The following is an 18,264-nucleotide window of genomic DNA, read 5'->3' as shown; positions in this document are numbered from 1 at the left end:
TCGCCCTTGCCCGGATCACCAGGAGCTGCTACCGATCCTCGAACCGTCGCCGCTACTGGAGGCGCCACTCCTGCGCGGTGTTGCCGGGGGTACAGGCCACCATGGTGATCGCGTTGCCCACGCCGTTGTCGGTCATGCAGACCGAGTTCATGTAGTCGGCCAGCGTGTACGAGCCCGGGGTGGAGCCGTTGCGGACGGTCCAGTTGGTGAGGAAGCTGAACCCGTTGCTCAACACGACCCTCCCGTCCGTGGTCTGGACGAGCTGCGGGCCGCCGTTGTTGCAGGCGTTGAACAGGATCCACGAACCGGGGTTGGTCGAGCGCACCCAGCCGTACTGCGCGGCGCCGCCGAGCACGATCGGGTTGTCGCCGTTCAGGTTGTCGTTGCGCATCCCGATCGGCCGCTCGTGCTTCACGCTGACGATGGTGCTCCAGCTGTTGCCGCCGCAGGACGCGGGGCGGCTCGGGCTCTGCGGCGGCGCCGCGGTGGTGCCGCCGCCCGAGGTCTGGGCCGGCGGCTGCGGGTTCTGGTTGGCGGGCGGGGCGGGCGGGTTGCCGCCGGCGGCACCGCCCGGCTGGTTCGCCTGACCGCCCGCGCCACCCGAGCCGGAGCCGGACCCTGCCCCGGACCCGCCCGAGGCCGCGCCGCCGCCGGAGGACGCACCCGCACCGCCGTTCCGACCGCCGCCCGACGCACCACCGCCACCGGCCTGACCCGGAGCCGGAACGGGGGCCTGCTGCTGGTCGGCGGCACCCGGGGCCGGCTGGTCCGGGTTCGGGGCGGCCGTCGGGGTGTCGGTCGGCGGCGGGGTGGCGGGCGCGGTGCCGGTCGCCGCGGCCGGGGTGCCGGTGACCGGGTTCGCGGGGACGGTGACCACGACGGTCGGCTGGGCGGCGGGCGGCACGGTGGCGTCGGAGCCGCCGGGACTGCGGTCGATCAGCAGGGCGGTGGCGGTGCCCGCCGAGATGATGACGGGGATGATCACGGGCACCAGCAGGGTCCGGCGGGACCTTCGCCGGCCGGGCTCGGTCTGCGCCTCGGGCTGCGGCTGCGGCTGCGGCTGCGGCTGCGGCTGCACCTTAGCGACCTCGGCGGGCGCGGGGGTGTCACCGGCGGCGGGATCCACCACGGCCCCGGGCTCGGCCTTGCCCGCTTCGGATCCGCCTGCAACAGGTCCACCCGGCTCGGTTCTGCCCGCCTCGGGTTCCGTCGATCCGGCCTCAGCCTTCGCCGCCGGACCCGCGCCGGGCCGGAGGGCGATCGTCGGGCTGTCGGCTGCCGCGGACCCCTTCCCGGTCCCACCGCCCGCCGCTCCTGCCGCCCCGACCCCGCCGCCCTCGCCGCGCCCGGCACCGTCGCCGCCGAGTGCCGCGCGCACCGCAGCCGCCATCTCGGCGGCGTCCGCGAACCGCTCCTCGGGCTTCTTCGCCAGCGCCCTGGCGACCAGCGCCCGAACCGCCGCCGGGAAGGCCTCCGGCAGCTCCGGCACCGGTTGGTTGACGTGCTTGAGCGCGATCTGCAGCGGCCCGTCCCCGGAGTACGGCGGCGCTCCGACCAGCAGTTCGTAGCAGACCACGCCGATCGAGTAGAGGTCGGTGGCCGGCCCCAGGGACGATCCCTCGGCCTGCTCCGGGGACATGTAGAGCGCGGTGCCGATGATCGCGAACGGGGCGGTGAGCTTGGTGCTGGCGATCGCCCGGGCGATGCCGAAGTCGGTGATGGCGACCCGGCCGTCGGTGCGCAGCATGAGGTTGGACGGCTTGATGTCCCGGTGCACGATGTCCCGCTGGTGCGCGGCGTGCAGCGCGTCCAGGGCGCCGGCCACCAGGTCGAGCGCCCGCTCGACGGTCATCGGGCCGGTGTCCGCCAGCACCCGGTCCAGCGGGCGGCCGTCGATCAGCTCCATGACGATGTACGCGCAGCGTTCGTCACCGTCCGCGCCGCTCTCGCCGTAGTCGTGCACGTCGACGACGCCCGGGTGGTCGATCGCGGCGACCAGCTGGGCCTCCCGGCGGAAGCGCTGGGTGGCGGTGCTGTCCTCGAACAGCTCCGAGCGCAGGATCTTGACCGCCACCCGTCGCGCCAGCACGGTGTCCTCGGCCCGCCAGACCGAGCCCATCGCGCCGCCGCCGATCCGCTCGACCAGCCTGTACCGCCCGCCGAGCACGGTGCCCACCCCGCTCATGCCGCTGTCCCCCCGTGTGTCGTGACCCGCCCCGCCGGGTCGCCGGCACACAGTGTGCCAGAGCGTGTCGTGTCCTCAGCAGAGCGGATGCGGCCAGGAATTGAGCACGACTGTCGCCCGTCCGTCAGGCCTTCCGGATGTACCGGGCGTGATCGGACACCTCCAGGACGGCGGCGATGACCGCCCTGGGCCGGTCGGCGTGGACGGCGTGGCCGGACTCGCGCACCACGATGTGCGTTCCCCTGGTGGCGCGGGACGCGATCTGCGCCTGCACGGCGGTCCACCGGGAGCGCATCCTCCCCGGCAGCCCCTCGGTCGCACTCAACACGGCCACCGGCACCTCGGGCAGTCGCGCGGAGGCGCGGCGCCGCCGGATCTCCGGGACGACGACGGTGGTCAGCCGGTTCTCGGCGAGGACGGTCCACCGCTGGTGGTGGTGCGCGACCACAGCCGCCTCGGCCCGGGCGAGCGGATTTGCAGGTCCGTGCGACGAGTTCACCGGTGCCGCACCCGCCAGTGCCGCACGGAGCATCCCCAGCCGGTTCAGCGCGGTCTCGGCGACGCGGACGGCCGGCGGCTGGAACTCCTCGTGCGCCGGATCCACCAGCACCAGCCCGGCCACCAGCTCCGGCTGCTGCCAGGCCAGGAGTTGGGCCAGTTGGCCGCCCCAGCTGTGCCCGACCAGGACCACCGGACCGGCGTCCAGGCGGCGCACCAGCGTGGCGAGGTCAGCGAGTTGACCGTCCAGCGTCGGTGTCACGATCCCGGCCCGGCCGGTGCTGCGGCAGGGGTCGCTGGCGCCGATCCCGGCCCGGTCGTACGCCACCACCCGACCGTGCCGGGCGAGTTCGGGCAGGACGGGCGTCCAGGTGAGCGACGAGGTGCCACAGCCCGCGATGAGGACCACCGGGACACCGGCCCCTTGCCCGGCCTCCACCCAGCGCAACGCCCGTCCGTCGCAGTCGAGTTCGCCCGGCCGCACCCCGCCGGGCGTGCACTCGGCGAATGCCCGCACGATGGCTTCCTGGACGCCGCGCAGGCCCGTCCCCCCGGTTCGCGTCCCCCACTTGCCTTGCATGCTGTGCACGTACGGCCCCCTGGATCCATCACTCGGCCCCGTTCCCCCGATGCCCGCGTCCGCTCCCCCGACACCCTCGCGACCCGGCCCGACTTGCCGTCAGGTACCCGACGTTGTCCGGCCGGTGACTCAGGTGTCCGAACTCCGTCCGTCCGGACCATGAACCGCAAACCAACAGATCGAGCGCGGACCGCGCCGTCGGACCGCGCCCGCAGGCGGGGACGACCGGGCGGGGGCGGCCCGGCGAGGGCAGCCGGACTGACAGTCCAGCAGCCCGGTGGCCGGGTGGCCGGTGCCCGGTGGCCCGGCCTCAGGCCGGCAGGACGCGCTTCAGCAGGCCGAGCAGCGCCTCCCAGTGCCGTTCGTCGGCGACCGCGTCGTAGCGGGTGGTGTCGGCCTGGGTGTAGCCGTGCGGGGCGCCGGTGTAGACCTCGGCCCGGTAGCGGACACCGGCCGCGGTGAGGGCCTCGGCGAGCCGGTCGATCTGCTCCGGCGGCAGCGCCTCGTCCTGGTCCGCGTGGCCGAAGTACAGCTCGGCGGTGATCCGTTCGGCGCCCAGGTGCGGGCTGTCGGGGCGCTCGGTGGCGAGGTTGCCGCCGTGGAAGCCGGCCGCGAGGGCGATCCGGTCGGGGTGGCTGGCGGCCGTGCGCAGGGCGAGGAGGGCGCCTCGGCAGTAGCCGGTGAGGCCGACCGGGCCGTCCTGGACCAGCGGCGACCCGGCGAGCCAGCGCAGGTAGGCGTCCGCGTCGCGCTCGGTCACGTCGGGGGTGAGGGTGGCGAGCAAGGGGCCGAGCCGGTCGAAGACCGGGTCGTCGCTCTCAACGTCGATGAGTTCCGGCAGTTCGACGACCGGGGCGCGGCCGTTCCGGTAGTAGGCGTTGGGGACGAGCACGGTGTACCCGGCCGCGGCGAGGCGGTCGGCCATGCGCTTCAGGTGCGGCCGGAGCCCGAAGGCGTCCATGTAGAGGATGACGCCCGGGTGGGCCCGGCCGTCATCGGGATGGGCGAGGTAGGCGTCGGCGGTCCCGTCCGCCGTCCGGATGTCCACGAGGGTTCCGCGCACGGTCATGGTGAGGGTGCTCCTTCCGTTGGTGTGGCAGCGTATCCGGCGGGCGCGGCCCGGCCCGAACGAGCCTCCGGGAACGGCCCCACCCCGGTCCGGCGTTGGGCGGGCATGGGGCTGATCGTGGGTGTGGTGGCGACGGTGGCGGCGTTACTGGGGCTGGCCGCACTGGCGGTGTGGCAGATCCGGGACGAGGCGTCGCCGCGTCCGCGGCAGCGCGGCCCCGGGGTCGCGGGGTTGGGCGCCGGCGGGCTGGACGAGTTGCACGCGCTGTTCAGCCCGGGGAAGCGGATCCAGGTCGAGCAGAAGAAGGAGCGGCTCGCTCTGCGGGACGACGCGCAGGCCGGATCGCCCCCGCACTTCGGCGTGGACCTGGACCGGGGCGTGGCGGTGCTGCGCGGCGCGGCCGGAGAAGGCCTGTTCGGCCCCGCACCGCGCGGCGGGGCAGGGGAGTCCGCCCCCGGCCCGGCACCGCGCGACTGGAGCGGAACGGGCCCGGCCGGTCAGGCCCCCCAGGTGCGGGAGCAGAGCACCAGCCGGTAGCCGTCCGGGTCGGCCACCGTCACGCCGAACTCCTCCCAGTACGGGTTGTGGGCCTCGACCCGGGTGCCGCCGGCCGCCTCCAGCCGGGTGACCAGGGCCTCGTCCACCGGCGCGCCGAGGTAGACGACGAACAGGTCGTCCACCGTCGGGGTGGGCTCCAGCGGCCGCTCCGGGTCGTGGGTCAGCTCGAAGTGCCAGGCGCCACCGGGCGGGCCGACCATCAGCAGGTCGTGCTCGCCGGAGACCCGCTCGGTGGTGCGCCACAGCACGTCGAGCCCGAGGCCGCCGACGTAGAAGCGTTCGGCTGCCGCGAGGTCGCGCGAGGGGCGGGCGATCCGGACCCGCACGGTGGAATCGATCATGCGGGTGACCATAGCCGACGGCACTGACAACGAACCACGTTCCCCCGTACCGCTGTGGACGGTGCGTCAGCTTTCCGGCGGCCCGGCTCGCCTCCGTTCGCGGTCGGGGTCGCTGCCGCCGTTCGCGGTCGGGGTCGCCACAGCCGTGCGCAGCCGGAACCGCCGCCGTTCGCGGTCAGAGCCTCCGCAGCCGCTCCTCGTCGGAGGTGCGCGGGCAGGTCAGACAGGCGACGGCCTCGGGCCCGACCGCGTAGTAGAGGCAGCAGCCGAGCCGGGTGCGGGTGTGGTGGGTGCGCCCGTCGGGGGCGTGCAGGCGGCGGAAGTCGGCGGCGCCCGGCAGCGGCTGGGTGCCGCCGGGCAGGACGGCCCCGGCGGCGGTGACGGCGGTGTCCTCGTCGCCGAGCATCCGGCCCAGGTACCAGACGGCGGAGGCGAGGTCGTCCGTCACCATGCCCCAGAGCGCCCGGTCGTGGCGCCGGGTCGGCCCGGCGAAGGCCGCGAGCAGCGGCTCGACGTGCGCGACCACGGCGGCCCGCAGTTCGGCGCGGAGCTCGTCGTCACCGGGGAGGGTCACGTGGCCGCGCGGGCGCAGCGCGAGCGCACCGGTGGGAGCGTGCAGCCAGAGGTCGGCGGGGTCGACGACCGGCACCCTCCGGGTGAGGTGCCAGGGGCCGGCGACGATCAGGCAGGCCGACCAGACGTAGTGGTGCAGCAGCCGGGAAGCGGTCACGTGCGACCGCGGGGCGCGGCCGTGCTCGGCCGCGATGCGCGACTCCTCGCCGGCCAGGACGGCGGCCAGCGCCCGTTCGTCGGTGGCGATCCGGGCTCCGGAGTACCAGCCGTCGGCGGCGCGCGGAGCCGGTTCGACGGCGTCGAGCAGCCGCAGGTCCAGCACCGGACACAGCTCCAGCAGCCGCCGGTAGTCACCGACGAGCGCGGCGGACGCGGTGGACCCACCAGCCGCGACGGACCCACCAGCCGCGGCGGACGCGGTGGACGCGGCGGACCTACCGGACACGACGGACGCGCCGGGCGGCAGGGCGCCGCGAGGCGCGACGGGCAGGGGTGTTCCGGGAACCATCGGCACTCCCGAGATCGATTCCGTATGATCGATTAAGGTGAGGCTCACCTTACAATGCCTCATGTCGTCCGGCGACCAGGGGCGATCGGAGGCGATCACGGGCCGCCACCCCACTCGGCCGACCGGTCGACGGGGGCGGCCGACGGGCCGGTCGACACATCGGGCCAGTCGAGGGCGAATCACCCAAACCCTTGACGAACTTAGGTAAACCTAACCTAAGATATCGCTTCGTGCTGAGAACCGACCCGCCCGCCTCCACAGTCCCGCCGACGCCTCGCGCCTCGGCGGCCCGGCAGCTCCTGGTGCTGCTCGCCGGCGTGTGCGCGCTCGTGCTGTGTGCGGCCCTGAGCCTTGCGCTGGGCTCCCGATCCATCCCGCTGTCGACCGTCGTCGACGCCCTCACCGGCGCCGCCCACGGCGGTGACGCCGACGTGGTGACGGGCCTTCGGGTCCCGCGCACGCTCATCGGACTGGCCGTCGGGGCGGCGCTCGGTGTCGCCGGGGCGGTCGCCCAGGGCGTCACCCGCAACCCGCTGGCCTCCCCGGTCACCCTCGGCATCAACGCGGGCGCGAGCCTCGCCGTCGTCGCCGCGATCTACACGCTGGGCCTCTCCCGCCCGGTCGAGTACCTCTGGTTCGCCTTCGCCGGAGCGGCCGTCGCCGCCGTCGCCGCGTACGCGATGTCCCGGCGCGGCGGGGACCTCGACCCGGTCCGGCTCGCGCTCGGCGGCACCGTGCTCACGGTGGTGCTCACCTCCTGGACCTCGGCGCTGATGCTGGCCAGTCACCGCACGCTGGACGAGGCCCGCTTCTGGCTGGCCGGATCGATCGCCGGACGGCACCTGGACACCCTCACCCCCGTCCTGCCCTTCCTCGCACTCGGCCTGATCGGTTCCCTCGCCATCTCCCCCGCGCTCAACGCGCTGGCCCTCGGCGACGAGACCGCGCAGTCGCTGGGCGTGCCGGTGGCCCGGATCCGGGTGGCCGGCGGGCTCGCCGTCGTCCTGCTCGCGGGTAGTGCGGTGGCGGTCGCCGGACCAGTGGCGTTCATCGGACTGGCCGCCCCGCACCTGGTCCGTCCGCTGCTCGGCAACGACCACCGCCGGCTGCTGCCCGGCTGCCTGATCGCCGGTCCGCTGCTGCTGCTCACCGCCGACGTGCTCGGTCGGCTGGTGGTCCGCCCGTCCGAGATCGAGGTCGGCATCGTGACCGCGTTCCTCGGCGCGCCGCTGCTCGCGGTGCTGGCCCGGAAGGTGGCCCGGTGACCGCGCTCGCCCTCCCCGCCCGGGCCCTGGCCCGCCGCCGGACCCGTACCGCCGCCTGGTCGCTGGTCGCCGCCGCGCTGCTGGTGCTGCTGACCGGGATCGCGCTCGGCACCGGGCAGCTCGACATCCCCGTGTGGGACGCCCTGCGCGCGCTCGTCGGCCAGGGCGAGCCCGGCAACGTCCTGGTGGTGCAGCAGTTCCGCGCGCCCCGCGTCGTCTCCGCCCTGATCGCGGGCGCCGGGCTGGCGGTGGCCGGCTCGATGCTGCAGCGGCTGTTCCGCAACCCGCTGGCCGCCCCCGACACCATCGGCATCACCGGCGGCGCCTCCTTCGGCGCCGTCCTGATGCTGGCCACCGGCGCCTCCCAGCAGCTGATCCCGCTGGCCGCGGTCGGCGGCGGGCTGCTCGCGGCGCTGCTGCTCGGCGGCTTCGCCTGGCGCTCGAAGATGGCCGTCACCCGCCTGGTGCTGGTCGGCCTGGCGGTGCAGCAGGGCCTCGCCGCCGCCGTGAACCTGATGATCGTACGGTTCCCGGCCGAGCTTGCCTCCTCGGCACTGCAGTGGACCACCGGCTCGCTCTACGGCCGCAACTGGACCGAGGTGTGGATCGGCGGCTCCGCCATCGGGCTGACCGCGGTCGGCGTCCTGCTCAGCCAGCGGCGGGTCGCCGTGCTCGACCTCGGCGACGACTCGGCCGGCGGCCTCGGCCTCACCCCGGCGCGCGACCGGCTCACGCTGCTGCTGCTCACCATCACCCTCGCCTCGCTGGCCGCCGCCCTCACCGGGCCGGTCGCCTTCGTCGCGCTCGCCGTCCCGCACCTGGTCCGGCTGCTCGCCGGACCGCCCACCCTCGGCACCCTCGGTCTCACCGCGCTCACCGGCGCCGTGCTGCTGCTCTCCGCCGACCTCCTGGTGCTCCACGTGATCCCCGTCCACGGCCTGCCGGTCGGTGCCGTCACCGCCACCCTCGGCGCGCCCTGGCTCCTGGTGCTGATGATCCGCCAGAGCCGGCTTCCCCAGAGGAGCAGCTGATGACCTCCGCCGAGACGTCCGCCGAGACCGCGACCGCGACTGCCGCCACCCCTGCCGCGGCTGCCGGCCGGACCCCTCCGGCAGCCCCCGGCGCAACCGCGAACCGGCTCGCCACCCGGGGCCTCGGGCTGCGCTACGGCGACCGGACCATCGTCGAGGGGCTCGACCTCGAACTGCCCGGCGACGCCGTCACCGCGATCGTCGGACCGAACGCCTGCGGCAAGTCGACGCTGCTGCGCGGGCTCGTCCGACTGCTCGACCCGGCCGCCGGCACCGTCACCCTGGACGGCGCCGACATCCACCGGATGCCCGCCCGGGCGCTCGCCAAGCGGATGGGCCTGCTGCCGCAGCAGCCGGTCACCCCGGAGGCGGTCACCGTCGAGGCGCTGGTCCGGCTCGGACGGTACCCGCACCAGCGGGTGCTCAGCCCGTGGTCCAAGGCCGACCAGGCCGCCGTCGAGGACGCGCTGGAACGCACCGGCACCGCCGAGCTGCGCGACCGGCAGGTCGACCGGCTCTCCGGCGGGCAGCGCCAGCGGGTCTGGATCGCGCTCGCGCTCGCCCAGGAGACCGACCTGCTGCTGCTCGACGAGCCGACCACCTTCCTGGACCTGCGCCACCAGCTCGACGTGCTCGACCTGGTCGCCGACCTGCACGCCGAGGCCGGACGCACCGTCGTGATGGTGCTGCACGACCTCGGACAGGCCGCCCGGTACGCCGACCACCTGGTGGTGCTCAAGGACGGACGGCTCGCGGCCGCCGGTCCGCCGTCGGAGGTGCTGACCGCCGAGCTGGTGGAGGCCGTCTTCCAGGTGCCCTGCCGGGTCGTGCCCGATCCGGAGACCGGCACGCCGCTGGTCGTGCCGCGGGCACGGGTGCGCGGCTCCGTTGCCGCTGACGGCGCGGGTGCCAGTGCCGCTGCCGCTGTCGCTTTCGATGGCGGTGCCGGTGCCGGTGCCGTCGGCTGTACAGCTGCCACCGCCGTCTGAACTTCCCACCCCCGTAAGCCTGTTCGACCCGATCCAAGGAACCCTGATGAACCGCCGACTCCCCGTCGCCGTCCTCGCCGTCGCCCTCTCGACCGCCCTGCTCGCCGCCTGCGGCAGCAGCGGGGACGGTGTCAAGTCGGGCGGCGACTCCGCGTCCGCCGCCTCGGCCGGCACCGCCGCCGGCTTCCCGCGCAGCGTCAAGCACGCGGCGGGCACGGCCGAGCTCAAGAGCCGGCCGAAGCGCGTCGTCGTCCTCGACAGCGGCGAGCTGGACGACGTCACGCTGCTCGGCATCACGCCGGTCGGCGCGGTGTCCCCGCACATGAAGACCGAGGGCGGGTTCCCGAACTACCTCAAGGACAAGATCAAGGACACCAAGGACGTCGGCCCGATGAACGAGCCGAACCTGGAGCTGATCGCCTCCCTCAAGCCCGACCTGATCCTCTCCTCCAAGGTCCGGCACGCCAAGGTGTACTCCCAGCTGAACGCCATCGCCCCGACCGTCCTGGCCGAGACCACCGGGTTCCCGTGGAAGGAGAACCTGGCGCTGTACGCCCAGGCGCTCGGCAAGGAGGACGAGGCCAAGAAGGCGCTCGCCGACTACGAGGCGCGGGCGAAGAAGCTCGGCGAGGAGATCCGGACCAAGTCCAACGGGACCATGCCGACCGCGTCGGTGGTCCGCTTCGTGGCCGGCCCGACCCGCCTGTACGCCAAGTCCTCCTACAGCGGTGTGGTGCTCAAGGACGTCGGCCTGACCCGCCCGGCCGCGCAGGACGTGGACCAGAACATCATCGAGGTCAGCGCCGAGCAGATCAACCAGGCGGACGCCGACCTGGTGTTCGTCACCACCGCCGACGACCCGACCAAGACCAAGGAGAGCGAGGTCCAGCAGACCCCGGTCTGGCAGGGCCTGAACGCCGTCAAGAACAACAAGGTGTTCAACGTCCCGGACGAGACCTGGATGTCCGGCATCGGTGTCCAGGCCGCCGACGCGATGCTCGTCGACATCGCCAAGGCCGCGGGCGTGGACGCGCCCAAGTAGCCGTCCCGGTCGTCATCCGGCGAATGTCCGCCCGCGCCCCGGCCCCATGTCGGCGAACGGATGACAACCGACCACTGACGGCCGACAGCTGACAACTGACAGATTTCGAAAGTTGTCCGCTGTCAGCCGTCCGCCCCCAGCCTCCGCCATCCCCTGAGGACACCCATGCGGCTCTACCTGCTCGCCCTGAACCCCACCGACTCGGTCACCACCGGATTCCTCCCCGCCGCCGCCCGGCTCGGGCTCGACGTCACCGTCCTCACCGACTGCGCCGAACCCCACCGGCAGGCCTACGCCGCGCTCCCCTTCTCCGCACCGGAGATCCTGGAGTGCGACGTCCGCGACTTCCGCGCCGTGGTCAGCCTGATCTCCCGCCTCACCCTGTCCTCCCCGGGCCACGCACCCGACGCGGTCTTCAGCAACAGCGACCACCTGCAGACCCAGACCGCCCTGGCCGCCGAGTACTTCGGCCTCCCCGCCAAGGACTGGAAGGCCGCGCTGCGCGCCAAGGACAAGGGCCAGCTGCGCCGCCACCTCACACTGACCGGCCAGGACACCGTCTGGTCAGCCGAGTTGGCGCCGGGACAGGACCCTGCCGAGCTGGACCCCCCGTTCCCCTGCGTGGTCAAGCCCCGGGAGGGCGTGGCCAGCGAGGACGTCACCCTGGTCACCGACACCGCGGAACTCCTCGCCCGCTGCAAGGAGATCCAGCACCGCAGGGCCGGCGCCACCCTGGTGGTCGAGGAGTTCCTGGACGGGCAGCTGTACACCCTGGAGACCCTCGGCGACGGCCACCGTCGCCACGTCCTCGGCGGTTTCCGCACCCGGATCTCCCCGCCGCCGGACTTCATCGAGGAACTGCTCACCTTCGTCCCGGCCCACCCGCGGCCCGTGGTCGACCAGGTGATCGCCCAACTCGACGCGCTCGGCGTCGGGTTCGGTGTCTGCCACACCGAGTTCGTGCTGCAGCCGGACGGCCGCGCTCGGATCATCGAGGTCAACTACCGTGCCATCGGCGACCAGTGCGACCTGATGCTCGCCGAGATCCTCGACATCCCGCTCTTCGAGCTCGTCCTGGGCGTCCACCTCGGCCACGAGCTGCCCGCCGACCTGACGGAAAGGTGCGCCGCCACCCTCCGCCGGGCCCGCAACGAGCTGGTCTGCGCCGACCGCGCCGGTGTCCTCACCACCGCCCCCGGCCCGTACGACGAGGAGCGCGACGGCGTCCGGCTCGCCTACCGACCGCTGCGCCCGCTCGGCGAACGTCACGAGCTCTACCGCACCAACCGCGACTACCTGGGCGTCATCTGGGCCGTCGGCGCCGACCAGGGCGCCGTGGACACCGCAGTCGCCCGCTTCCTCGCCGCCAACCGCTGGGAAATCACCCCATGACCCCCGCAGACCGGCCGACAGCCGAGGCGCGCACCGCAGCCACCACGGCCACGGCCATTGCCGCCACCGCCACCGCCACCGCCACCGCCACCGAGCAGCTCACCCTGCGGGTGCTGTCCGCCCTGCTGCGCGAGGACGTCCTCGGCCTGCGCAGCCGAGGCACCGTCGAGACCCGTCCGGACGGCCCCTGGCTGACCGTCCCCGAAGCTCGGCTCGCCCTGCCGGTGGCCCCGGAGGGCTTCCAGTGCGAGTACGCCGCCCGGCTGCCGGCGCTGGAGCTCGACGGACGTCGGATCACCGGCCCGGACACCGTCGTGGCGGCGCTCGCCGAACTGGCCGAGGCCGAGGACCGGCCCGGCTGGGCGGCCTTCGCCGAGGAGTGCCGCCAGACCCTCGCCACCATGGAGCTGCACGAGCGGGTCCGCACCGAGGTGCACGACCGGCTGACCGACCTGTACGGCCCCGACCCGGCCGACTGGACCGGCCTCGCCGCCGCTCTCGCCCACGACACCCTGGCCGCCCACATCGACCATCCGGTCTACCCGACGGCACGCGGCCGCTCCGGGCTCTCCGAGCCCCAACTGCGCGCTCATGCGCCAGAGTTCCACCCGGCCTTCGAACTGCGCTGGCTGGCCGTGCCGACCGACGCGCTGACCGTCCACGGCGAACAGCCCCTGCCCAGCTGGTGGCCCACTCCGGCCTGGCTCGGCCTCGCCGACCGGTGCCCCGGCGACGGCTGGGCCACCCTGCCGGTCCACCCGCTCACCGTCGGCGCGCCGCTGGACGAGGCGCTGGCGGCCACCGGCCTGACCGACCGTGCGGTGCTCGCCGACCGGCCGTACCTGACCGTCGTCCCGACCCTGTCCATGCGCACCGTCGCCGTCGCCGACGACCCCGGGTGCCACCTCAAGCTCCCGCTCGCCACCGCCACCCTGGGCCGGCTCAACCGCCGCACCATCAAGCCCGGGACACTGCTCGACGGCGCGGCCGGCCAGCGGCTGGTCGAGGCCGTCCTGGAGCGCGAGCCGCGGTTCGCCGGCCGGATCCTGCACGCCGACGAGCAGACCTGGGCGCACGCCGGACACGAGCTGCTGGCCGTCCTGCTGCGCCGCTACCCGGCGGGGCTGGAGCGGGCCGCCACCGTCCCGCTGGCCGCCCTGCTGGCCCCCGCGCCCGACGGCCGCCTGGTCATCGACCACCTCGCCGACCGCTACCACGATGGCTCCGTCCTGGCCTGCTACGACGCCCTGCTGGAGCTGCTGCTGGACTGGCAGACCACGCTGTTCGGCTACGGCATCGCCCTGGAGTCGCACCAGCAGAACACCTCGCTGGTGCTCGACGGCAACGGTCTGCGGCTGCTCTACAAGGACGACGACGGCCCTCGCGTGCACACCGCCCGGATGACCGCCGCGCTCGGCGAACTCGCCCCTTCGGTGGACGAGTTCGACGATGCGCGGATCTTCTGCGAGGACGACCGGGCCCTGGTCGACCTCTTCGCCACCATCACCGGCCACCTGTGCACCGGCTCCGTCGCCTTCGGTCTCGCCGACCACGGCAGGGCCGAACTCACGGACGTCCTCACACTGTTGCGCAAGCGCACGGCGGAGGCCGTGGAGCGGCTGGGACCGGTGGGCGAGCCGCTTCGGACGGCCCTGCTGGACGCCGAGCGCCTTCCGGTCAAGGCCATGGTCACCGCCGGGACGCTGCTCAGCAAGCAGCGCTCGGGCGCCGCCGACATCAACAAGCACTACACCACCGGCCCGAACTACCTGCGCGACGCCGCACGCAGCCCCGCGCACACTCCCGCACTCAGTCCCGCACTCAGTCCCGCGCCCAGCTCCGCACACAGTCCCGCACACGAGCCAGGACACGGCACCGCGCACGGCGACGGGACCGCCCGATGACCGTGGAGGCGCTCCCGCAGCACTCGCAGCCCGCGGCCGCGCACCCCGAAGGGCTCGGTCGGCGCCAGGTGCACGCCGTCGCGGCCTGCTACTTCGTCGCCTCCTTCGCCGCGCTCGGCCTGCCGCCGTACCTCACCGCGATCCTGCCCGGTCTCGGCGACCCGCAGGCCCGGTGGGCGGGCGTCCTGTACATCGTGCCGACGGTGTTCAGCGGGCTCGGCGCGCCGCTGTGGGGCCGACTGGCCGACCGCTTCGGCCGCAAGCGGCTGCTGCTGCGCGCCCAACTCGGGCTGACCGTCTCCTTCCTGCTCGCCGGCGCCGCCGACAGCCTGCCCGCCTTCACCCTCGCACTGGTCCTCCAGGGCTTCCTCGGCGGCACCTTCGCGGCCACCAACGGCTACCTGGCAGCCGCACTCGACGGCAGTCGGCTCTCCCGTGCGCTCACCCTGATGCAGGGCAGCGCACGGGCGGCCCTGGTGGCCGCGCCGATCCTGGTCGGGGCGCTCTCCCCGTGGATCGACCCGCACCGCCAGTACCTGGTGATGGCCGTACTCCCGCTCACCGCAGCGGTGTTCCTCTCGCTGCTGCCCGAGCCGACGCTCCCCGAGGCACCCGAAGCTGCCGCGGGCCGGGCGCCCGCGAAGGCCGCCTCGGCGCCGCTCCTGACGCTCTACGCCTTCGAGTTCGTCTTCGTCTTCGCGACGGTCATCTCCTTCCCCTACCTCATCGCCCTCGCCGAGCAGCGCCTGCCCGGCGTGGACGGCACCACCACCGGCGCGCTCTTCGCCCTGCCGCACCTGTGCTACCTGGTGTTCGCCTCCCGCACCCACCGGGCGTTCGACTCCCGTCCGCACACCGGCATCGCGCTCGGCTTCGGCTTCGTCGCGCTCGGTCTGGCCGGGCACGCCGTCGCCTACTCCCTGCCCGTGTTCATCGCCGTCCGGCTGCTGCTCGGGGCCGGGCTCACCCTGGGCCTCGTCTGCCTCGCCGTGCTCGCCGCCGACGCCGCCAAGGGGCGCCCGCCCGGCCGGATGTTCGGCACCCTCGAACTCGTCTCGAAGGGTGGCGCCGTCGCCGCCGGCGCCGTCGCCGCGCTGGCCAACGGGCGGTTCGGTGCCGCCGCCCCCGTGGTGGCCGGAACCGCCGCCGCCCTGCTGGCCGCCGTCGTGGCCGCCGCCCTCACCCTCCCGTCCCTCCGCCAGCGCTGGAGTCGCCGATGACCGCCGAGCAGATGACCACCGCGCAGCCGACCAGCGCGCAGCCGACCACCGGGCAGACGACCACCGGACAGACGACGGGCGCGCAGACCACTGCCGTACGGACGTCTGCCGTACGGGCGCCTGCCGGCCGGCCGGCCCGCGAGCCGAACCCGCGCGAGCCCGTGAACCACGAACTTCCCACCTCCGACGAGGTGGTGGCCCACACCCTGCTGAACTGCCTGCTGCGCGAGGTCTCCGGCCCCGAGCACCAGACCGCCGCCGACGGCGGCCGCCTGCTGCTGCGCCTGCCCCGCCGCGGCGCCCTGCTGCGGGTCGCCCTGCGCCGCACCTCGCTGCTCGGCGCGCACCGCTTCACGGGGCCGGTCGAGGTCGAACGGGACGGCGACTGGGCCGTGTTGGGCTGGCCGGAGCTGGCCGGGTACGTCCGGGACGAACTGGAGCTGCGCACCGGCACGGTCAACGAGGAGTTCCTCGCCCAGGTGGCGTCCAGCCACGACGGCGTCCGCCAGGGTCTGGAGCGCCGCCCGGCCGCCGGAGCCGACCGCTACCTGGAGTCCGAGCAGGCCCTGCTGTTCGGCCACCGCTTCCACCCGGCCCCCAAGTCCCGTTCCGCCGCCCGCGGCGACTGGCGCCGCTACGCCCCGGAGTCCCGCGCCGGCTTCCGGCTGCGCCACCTCGCGGTCCGTGCCGAGCTGCTGGCCGAGGAGTCGCTGGACGGGAGCGCCACCGCCCTGCTCGACGGTCTCGGCGAGGTGCCGGACGGCTACCGACTGCTGCCCGCCCACCCCTGGCAGTACCAACTCATCGGCGACCACCCGCTGTTGCGCAACGCCATGGTCAGGGCCGACGTCCTCGACCTCGGCCCGCGCGGCGAGCGCTTCACCGCCACCGCCTCGGTGCGCACCCTGCACGGCGCCGGCGCCTTCCTGAAGTTCAGCCTCAACGTGCGCATCACCAACTGCCTGCGAAAGAACGCCGCTTACGAACTCACCGGCGCCGTCGCGCTCACCCGGCTGCTCGCACCGGCACTCGCCGACCTCGCCCGGCGCTTCCCCGACACGGCGATGCTCCGCGAACCGGCCTTCCGCACCCTCGCCCTGCCCGGCACCGACGGCCACCCCGACCGGGCGCTGTACGAGGGCTTCGGCCTGATCGTCCGCGAGGGCTTCGCCGGCGTGCTGCGCCCCGGCGCCACCCCGCTGCTCGCGGCCGCCGTCGCCGACGAACACCCGACGAGCTCCGCGCACATCTCCCGCCTGCTGGAAGCCGGTTCGGGCGGCAGCGCGGACGGCGCGGCGGCGCTCGACTGGTGGCGCGCCTACCTGCAGCTGCTCGTCCCGCCGGTCCTCGCCGCCTACTTCGACCACGGCGTGGTGCTGGAGCCCCACCTGCAGAACGTGCTCGTCGGCGTGGACGCCACCGGACACCCCGTCCAGGTGCTCTTCCGCGACCTGGAGGGCACCAAGCTCGTCCCCGAGCACAACGCCGACATCCTCGCCGCCCTCCCGCCCGAGGTGGCCGGCCCGATGACGTACGACGCCGAGCGCGGCTGGGATCGCGTGGTCTACTGCCTGCTGGTCAACCACGTCTCCGAGCTGCTCGCCGCCCTCGCGGACCGCCACCCCGAGCTGGAGTGCGCGCTGTGGCAGGCCGTCCGGGACACCCTGGAGGAGTACGCCGCCACCCACGGCTGCCCGCCCCGGCTGCGCGCCCTGCTCGCCGGTGTCCCGCTGCCCGCCAAGGCCAACCTGCTGACCCGCTGGGAGCGCAAGGCCGACCGCGAGGCCGGCTACGTCCGGCTGCCCTCCCCGCTGGCCGGCTCCGTCCTCGCCGAGGCCGCCCGCATGCCCGTCCGCCTTCCCGCCGGGAGCACCGCCCGATGACCGAGACCGTCCGCAACCACGTCGCCGCCCTCGCGTCCGACGAACTACCCGCCTACGTCTACGACCTGGCCGCGCTGCACGAGCACGCCGCCGCCGTCCGGGCCGCGCTGCCCGAGCGGGTCGAGCTGTACTACGCCGCCAAGGCCAACCCGGAGACGCCACTGCTCACCGCGCTGCGCGACGCGGTCGACGGCTACGAGGTCTCCAGCGGCGGCGAGTTGGCGCACGTTCGGGCCGCCGTACCGGACGCGCCGCTGGCCTTCGGCGGGCCGGGAAAGACCCCGGCCGAGGTCGCCGCCGCGGTGGCGGCCGGGGTGCACCGCTGGCACGTGGAGAGCGAGCAGGAGCTGCACCGGCTCGCCGCCGTGCTCGCGGAGCAGCCGGGGGCGGTCGTGGACGTGCTGCTGCGGGTCAACCTGGCGGTCACCACGGACGCGCTCGACGCGGTGCCGCTCGCGATGGGCGGACGGCCCACGCCGTTCGGCCTGGACCCGGAGCAGGCCGAGGAGTGCGTCCGCCTGCTCACCGGCCACGGCTCGCTGGGGCAGCAGCTGCGCCTTCGCGGCGTGCACGCCCACCTGGCGAGCGGCCTCGACGCGGCGGAGCAGCTGTCGGTCGCTGCGCAGATCGTCGCATGGTCGGCCGCGCTCGCCGAACGGCACGGCTTCCCGCTCGACGAGGTCAACATCGGCGGCGGGATGGCCGTGGACTACGAGGACCCGGCCGCGCGCTTCGACTGGAAGGCCTTCGGCGAGGGGCTGGCCGGACTGCTCGACGCCCACCCCGCACTCACCCTGCGGATCGAGCCGGGCCGGGCGCTGACCGCCCACTGCGGCTGGTACGCGACCGAGGTGCTGGACGTGAAGCGGAGCCACGGCGAGGACTTCGCGGTGGTCCGCGGCGGCACCCACCACCTGCGCACCCCGGTGACCCGGGGGCACTCCCAGCCCTTCGCGGTGCTCCCGGTGGACCTGTGGCCACACCCGTGGCCGCGCCCCGCCGTGACCACCGGCCGCGCCACCCTGGCCGGGCAGCTCTGCACCCCGAAGGACGTCCTCGCCCGCGCGGCCGACGGCGCGGCCGGGCTGCGGGCGGCGGACCGCGTGCTGTTCGCCATGGCGGGCGCGTACGCCTGGAACATCTCGCACCACGAGTTCCTGATGCACCCTCGCCCGGGCTTCCACTACCTGGGCGGGTGACCAAGGACAACGAACAGATGACAGATG

General features: G+C 74.4%; 15 protein-coding genes. 10 read left to right on the top strand and 5 right to left on the bottom strand.

Annotation, left to right across the window (positions count from 1 at the left end; all coding sequences use genetic code 11):
- Positions 1-52: 52 nt before the first annotated feature.
- The 3 genes from ACZ7KX_RS05180 to ACZ7KX_RS05170 form a co-directional block, all read right to left on the bottom strand.
- Positions 53-2,185, bottom strand: coding sequence for a protein kinase domain-containing protein (locus ACZ7KX_RS05180; RefSeq protein ID WP_470325366.1), 2,133 nt, complete (start codon positions 2,183-2,185; stop codon positions 53-55).
- A 124-nt stretch (positions 2,186-2,309) separates the two neighbouring features.
- The gene (locus ACZ7KX_RS05175; RefSeq protein ID WP_470325365.1) at positions 2,310-3,200 is read right to left on the bottom strand and encodes an alpha/beta fold hydrolase; all 891 of its coding nucleotides are present in this window, start codon (positions 3,198-3,200) and stop codon (positions 2,310-2,312) included.
- A 373-nt stretch (positions 3,201-3,573) separates the two neighbouring features.
- On the bottom strand, positions 3,574-4,332 hold the full coding sequence (locus ACZ7KX_RS05170; RefSeq protein ID WP_470325364.1) for a dienelactone hydrolase family protein: 759 nt from the start codon (positions 4,330-4,332) through the stop codon (positions 3,574-3,576).
- Positions 4,333-4,437: 105 nt separating this feature from the next.
- Between ACZ7KX_RS05170 and ACZ7KX_RS05165 the strand changes: the two genes are divergently transcribed.
- A complete protein-coding gene (locus ACZ7KX_RS05165) occupies positions 4,438-4,869 on the top strand; it encodes a DUF6191 domain-containing protein (RefSeq protein ID WP_470325363.1) in 432 nt (143 codons plus the stop codon).
- On the opposite strand, the gene ACZ7KX_RS05160 is transcribed toward ACZ7KX_RS05165, so the two are convergent.
- On the bottom strand, positions 4,830-5,231 hold the full coding sequence (locus tag ACZ7KX_RS05160) for a VOC family protein (protein ID WP_470325362.1): 402 nt from the start codon (positions 5,229-5,231) through the stop codon (positions 4,830-4,832). The genes ACZ7KX_RS05165 and ACZ7KX_RS05160 overlap by 40 nt on opposite strands.
- Positions 5,232-5,406: 175 nt before the next feature.
- Positions 5,407-6,249 (bottom strand): (2Fe-2S)-binding protein, encoded by an 843-nt coding sequence (locus ACZ7KX_RS05155; protein ID WP_470325361.1) that lies wholly within the window; start codon positions 6,247-6,249, stop codon positions 5,407-5,409.
- 362 nt (positions 6,250-6,611) lie between these two features.
- On the opposite strand from ACZ7KX_RS05155, the gene ACZ7KX_RS05150 reads away from it, so the two are divergent.
- From ACZ7KX_RS05150 to ACZ7KX_RS05110, 9 genes are all read left to right on the top strand, one after another.
- Entirely contained in the window at positions 6,612-7,577 is a 966-nt protein-coding gene (locus ACZ7KX_RS05150) for a FecCD family ABC transporter permease (protein WP_402802162.1), read from the top strand.
- Positions 7,574-8,608, top strand: a complete 1,035-nt coding sequence (locus ACZ7KX_RS05145) for a FecCD family ABC transporter permease (protein ID WP_470325360.1) — start codon at positions 7,574-7,576, stop codon at positions 8,606-8,608. The genes ACZ7KX_RS05150 and ACZ7KX_RS05145 overlap by 4 nt, the downstream gene beginning before the upstream one ends.
- Positions 8,608-9,597 carry an ABC transporter ATP-binding protein gene (locus ACZ7KX_RS05140; protein WP_470325359.1) on the top strand — a complete coding sequence of 330 codons (990 nt, stop codon included), beginning with the start codon at positions 8,608-8,610 and terminating at the stop codon, positions 9,595-9,597. Before ACZ7KX_RS05145 ends, ACZ7KX_RS05140 begins: the two co-directional genes overlap by 1 nt.
- A 46-nt stretch (positions 9,598-9,643) precedes the next feature.
- A complete protein-coding gene (locus ACZ7KX_RS05135) occupies positions 9,644-10,639 on the top strand; it encodes an ABC transporter substrate-binding protein (protein ID WP_470325358.1) in 996 nt (331 codons plus the stop codon).
- A gap of 165 nt (positions 10,640-10,804) precedes the next feature.
- Complete coding sequence (locus ACZ7KX_RS05130; RefSeq protein WP_470325357.1) at positions 10,805-12,031, top strand: ATP-grasp domain-containing protein; 1,227 nt, start codon at positions 10,805-10,807, stop codon at positions 12,029-12,031.
- Positions 12,028-13,935 (top strand): IucA/IucC family protein, encoded by a 1,908-nt coding sequence (locus ACZ7KX_RS05125; protein WP_470325356.1) that lies wholly within the window; start codon positions 12,028-12,030, stop codon positions 13,933-13,935. The genes ACZ7KX_RS05130 and ACZ7KX_RS05125 overlap by 4 nt, the downstream gene beginning before the upstream one ends.
- A complete protein-coding gene (locus tag ACZ7KX_RS05120; RefSeq protein WP_470325355.1) occupies positions 13,932-15,155 on the top strand; it encodes an MFS transporter in 1,224 nt (407 codons plus the stop codon). Before ACZ7KX_RS05125 ends, ACZ7KX_RS05120 begins: the two co-directional genes overlap by 4 nt.
- Positions 15,152-17,038, top strand: coding sequence for an IucA/IucC family protein (locus tag ACZ7KX_RS05115; protein WP_470325354.1), 1,887 nt, complete (start codon positions 15,152-15,154; stop codon positions 17,036-17,038). Before ACZ7KX_RS05120 ends, ACZ7KX_RS05115 begins: the two co-directional genes overlap by 4 nt.
- A complete protein-coding gene (locus ACZ7KX_RS05110; RefSeq protein WP_470325353.1) occupies positions 17,035-18,237 on the top strand; it encodes a type III PLP-dependent enzyme in 1,203 nt (400 codons plus the stop codon). The genes ACZ7KX_RS05115 and ACZ7KX_RS05110 overlap by 4 nt, the downstream gene beginning before the upstream one ends.
- Positions 18,238-18,264: the final 27 nt, after the last annotated feature.

Source organism: Kitasatospora sp. NPDC038210 (genome assembly GCF_055600605.1).
This window is presented reverse-complemented; position numbering and strand designations above follow the sequence as displayed.

Excerpts from the sequence above, each read along its gene's own strand:
- ACZ7KX_RS05180 (WP_470325366.1), bottom strand. The coding sequence starts at position 2,185 with ATGAGCGGGGTGGGCACCGTGCTCGGCGGGCGGTACAGGCTGGTCGAG.
- ACZ7KX_RS05110 (WP_470325353.1), top strand. The coding sequence starts at position 17,035 with ATGACCGAGACCGTCCGCAACCACGTCGCCGCCCTCGCGTCCGACGAA.
- ACZ7KX_RS05165 (WP_470325363.1), top strand. The coding sequence starts at position 4,438 with ATGGGGCTGATCGTGGGTGTGGTGGCGACGGTGGCGGCGTTACTGGGG.
- ACZ7KX_RS05140 (WP_470325359.1), top strand. The coding sequence starts at position 8,608 with ATGACCTCCGCCGAGACGTCCGCCGAGACCGCGACCGCGACTGCCGCC.
- ACZ7KX_RS05170 (WP_470325364.1), bottom strand. The coding sequence starts at position 4,332 with ATGACCGTGCGCGGAACCCTCGTGGACATCCGGACGGCGGACGGGACC.
- ACZ7KX_RS05130 (WP_470325357.1), top strand. The coding sequence starts at position 10,805 with ATGCGGCTCTACCTGCTCGCCCTGAACCCCACCGACTCGGTCACCACC.
- ACZ7KX_RS05125 (WP_470325356.1), top strand. The coding sequence starts at position 12,028 with ATGACCCCCGCAGACCGGCCGACAGCCGAGGCGCGCACCGCAGCCACC.
- ACZ7KX_RS05160 (WP_470325362.1), bottom strand. The coding sequence starts at position 5,231 with ATGATCGATTCCACCGTGCGGGTCCGGATCGCCCGCCCCTCGCGCGAC.
- ACZ7KX_RS05135 (WP_470325358.1), top strand. The coding sequence starts at position 9,644 with ATGAACCGCCGACTCCCCGTCGCCGTCCTCGCCGTCGCCCTCTCGACC.
- ACZ7KX_RS05115 (WP_470325354.1), top strand. The coding sequence starts at position 15,152 with ATGACCGCCGAGCAGATGACCACCGCGCAGCCGACCAGCGCGCAGCCG.
- ACZ7KX_RS05120 (WP_470325355.1), top strand. The coding sequence starts at position 13,932 with ATGACCGTGGAGGCGCTCCCGCAGCACTCGCAGCCCGCGGCCGCGCAC.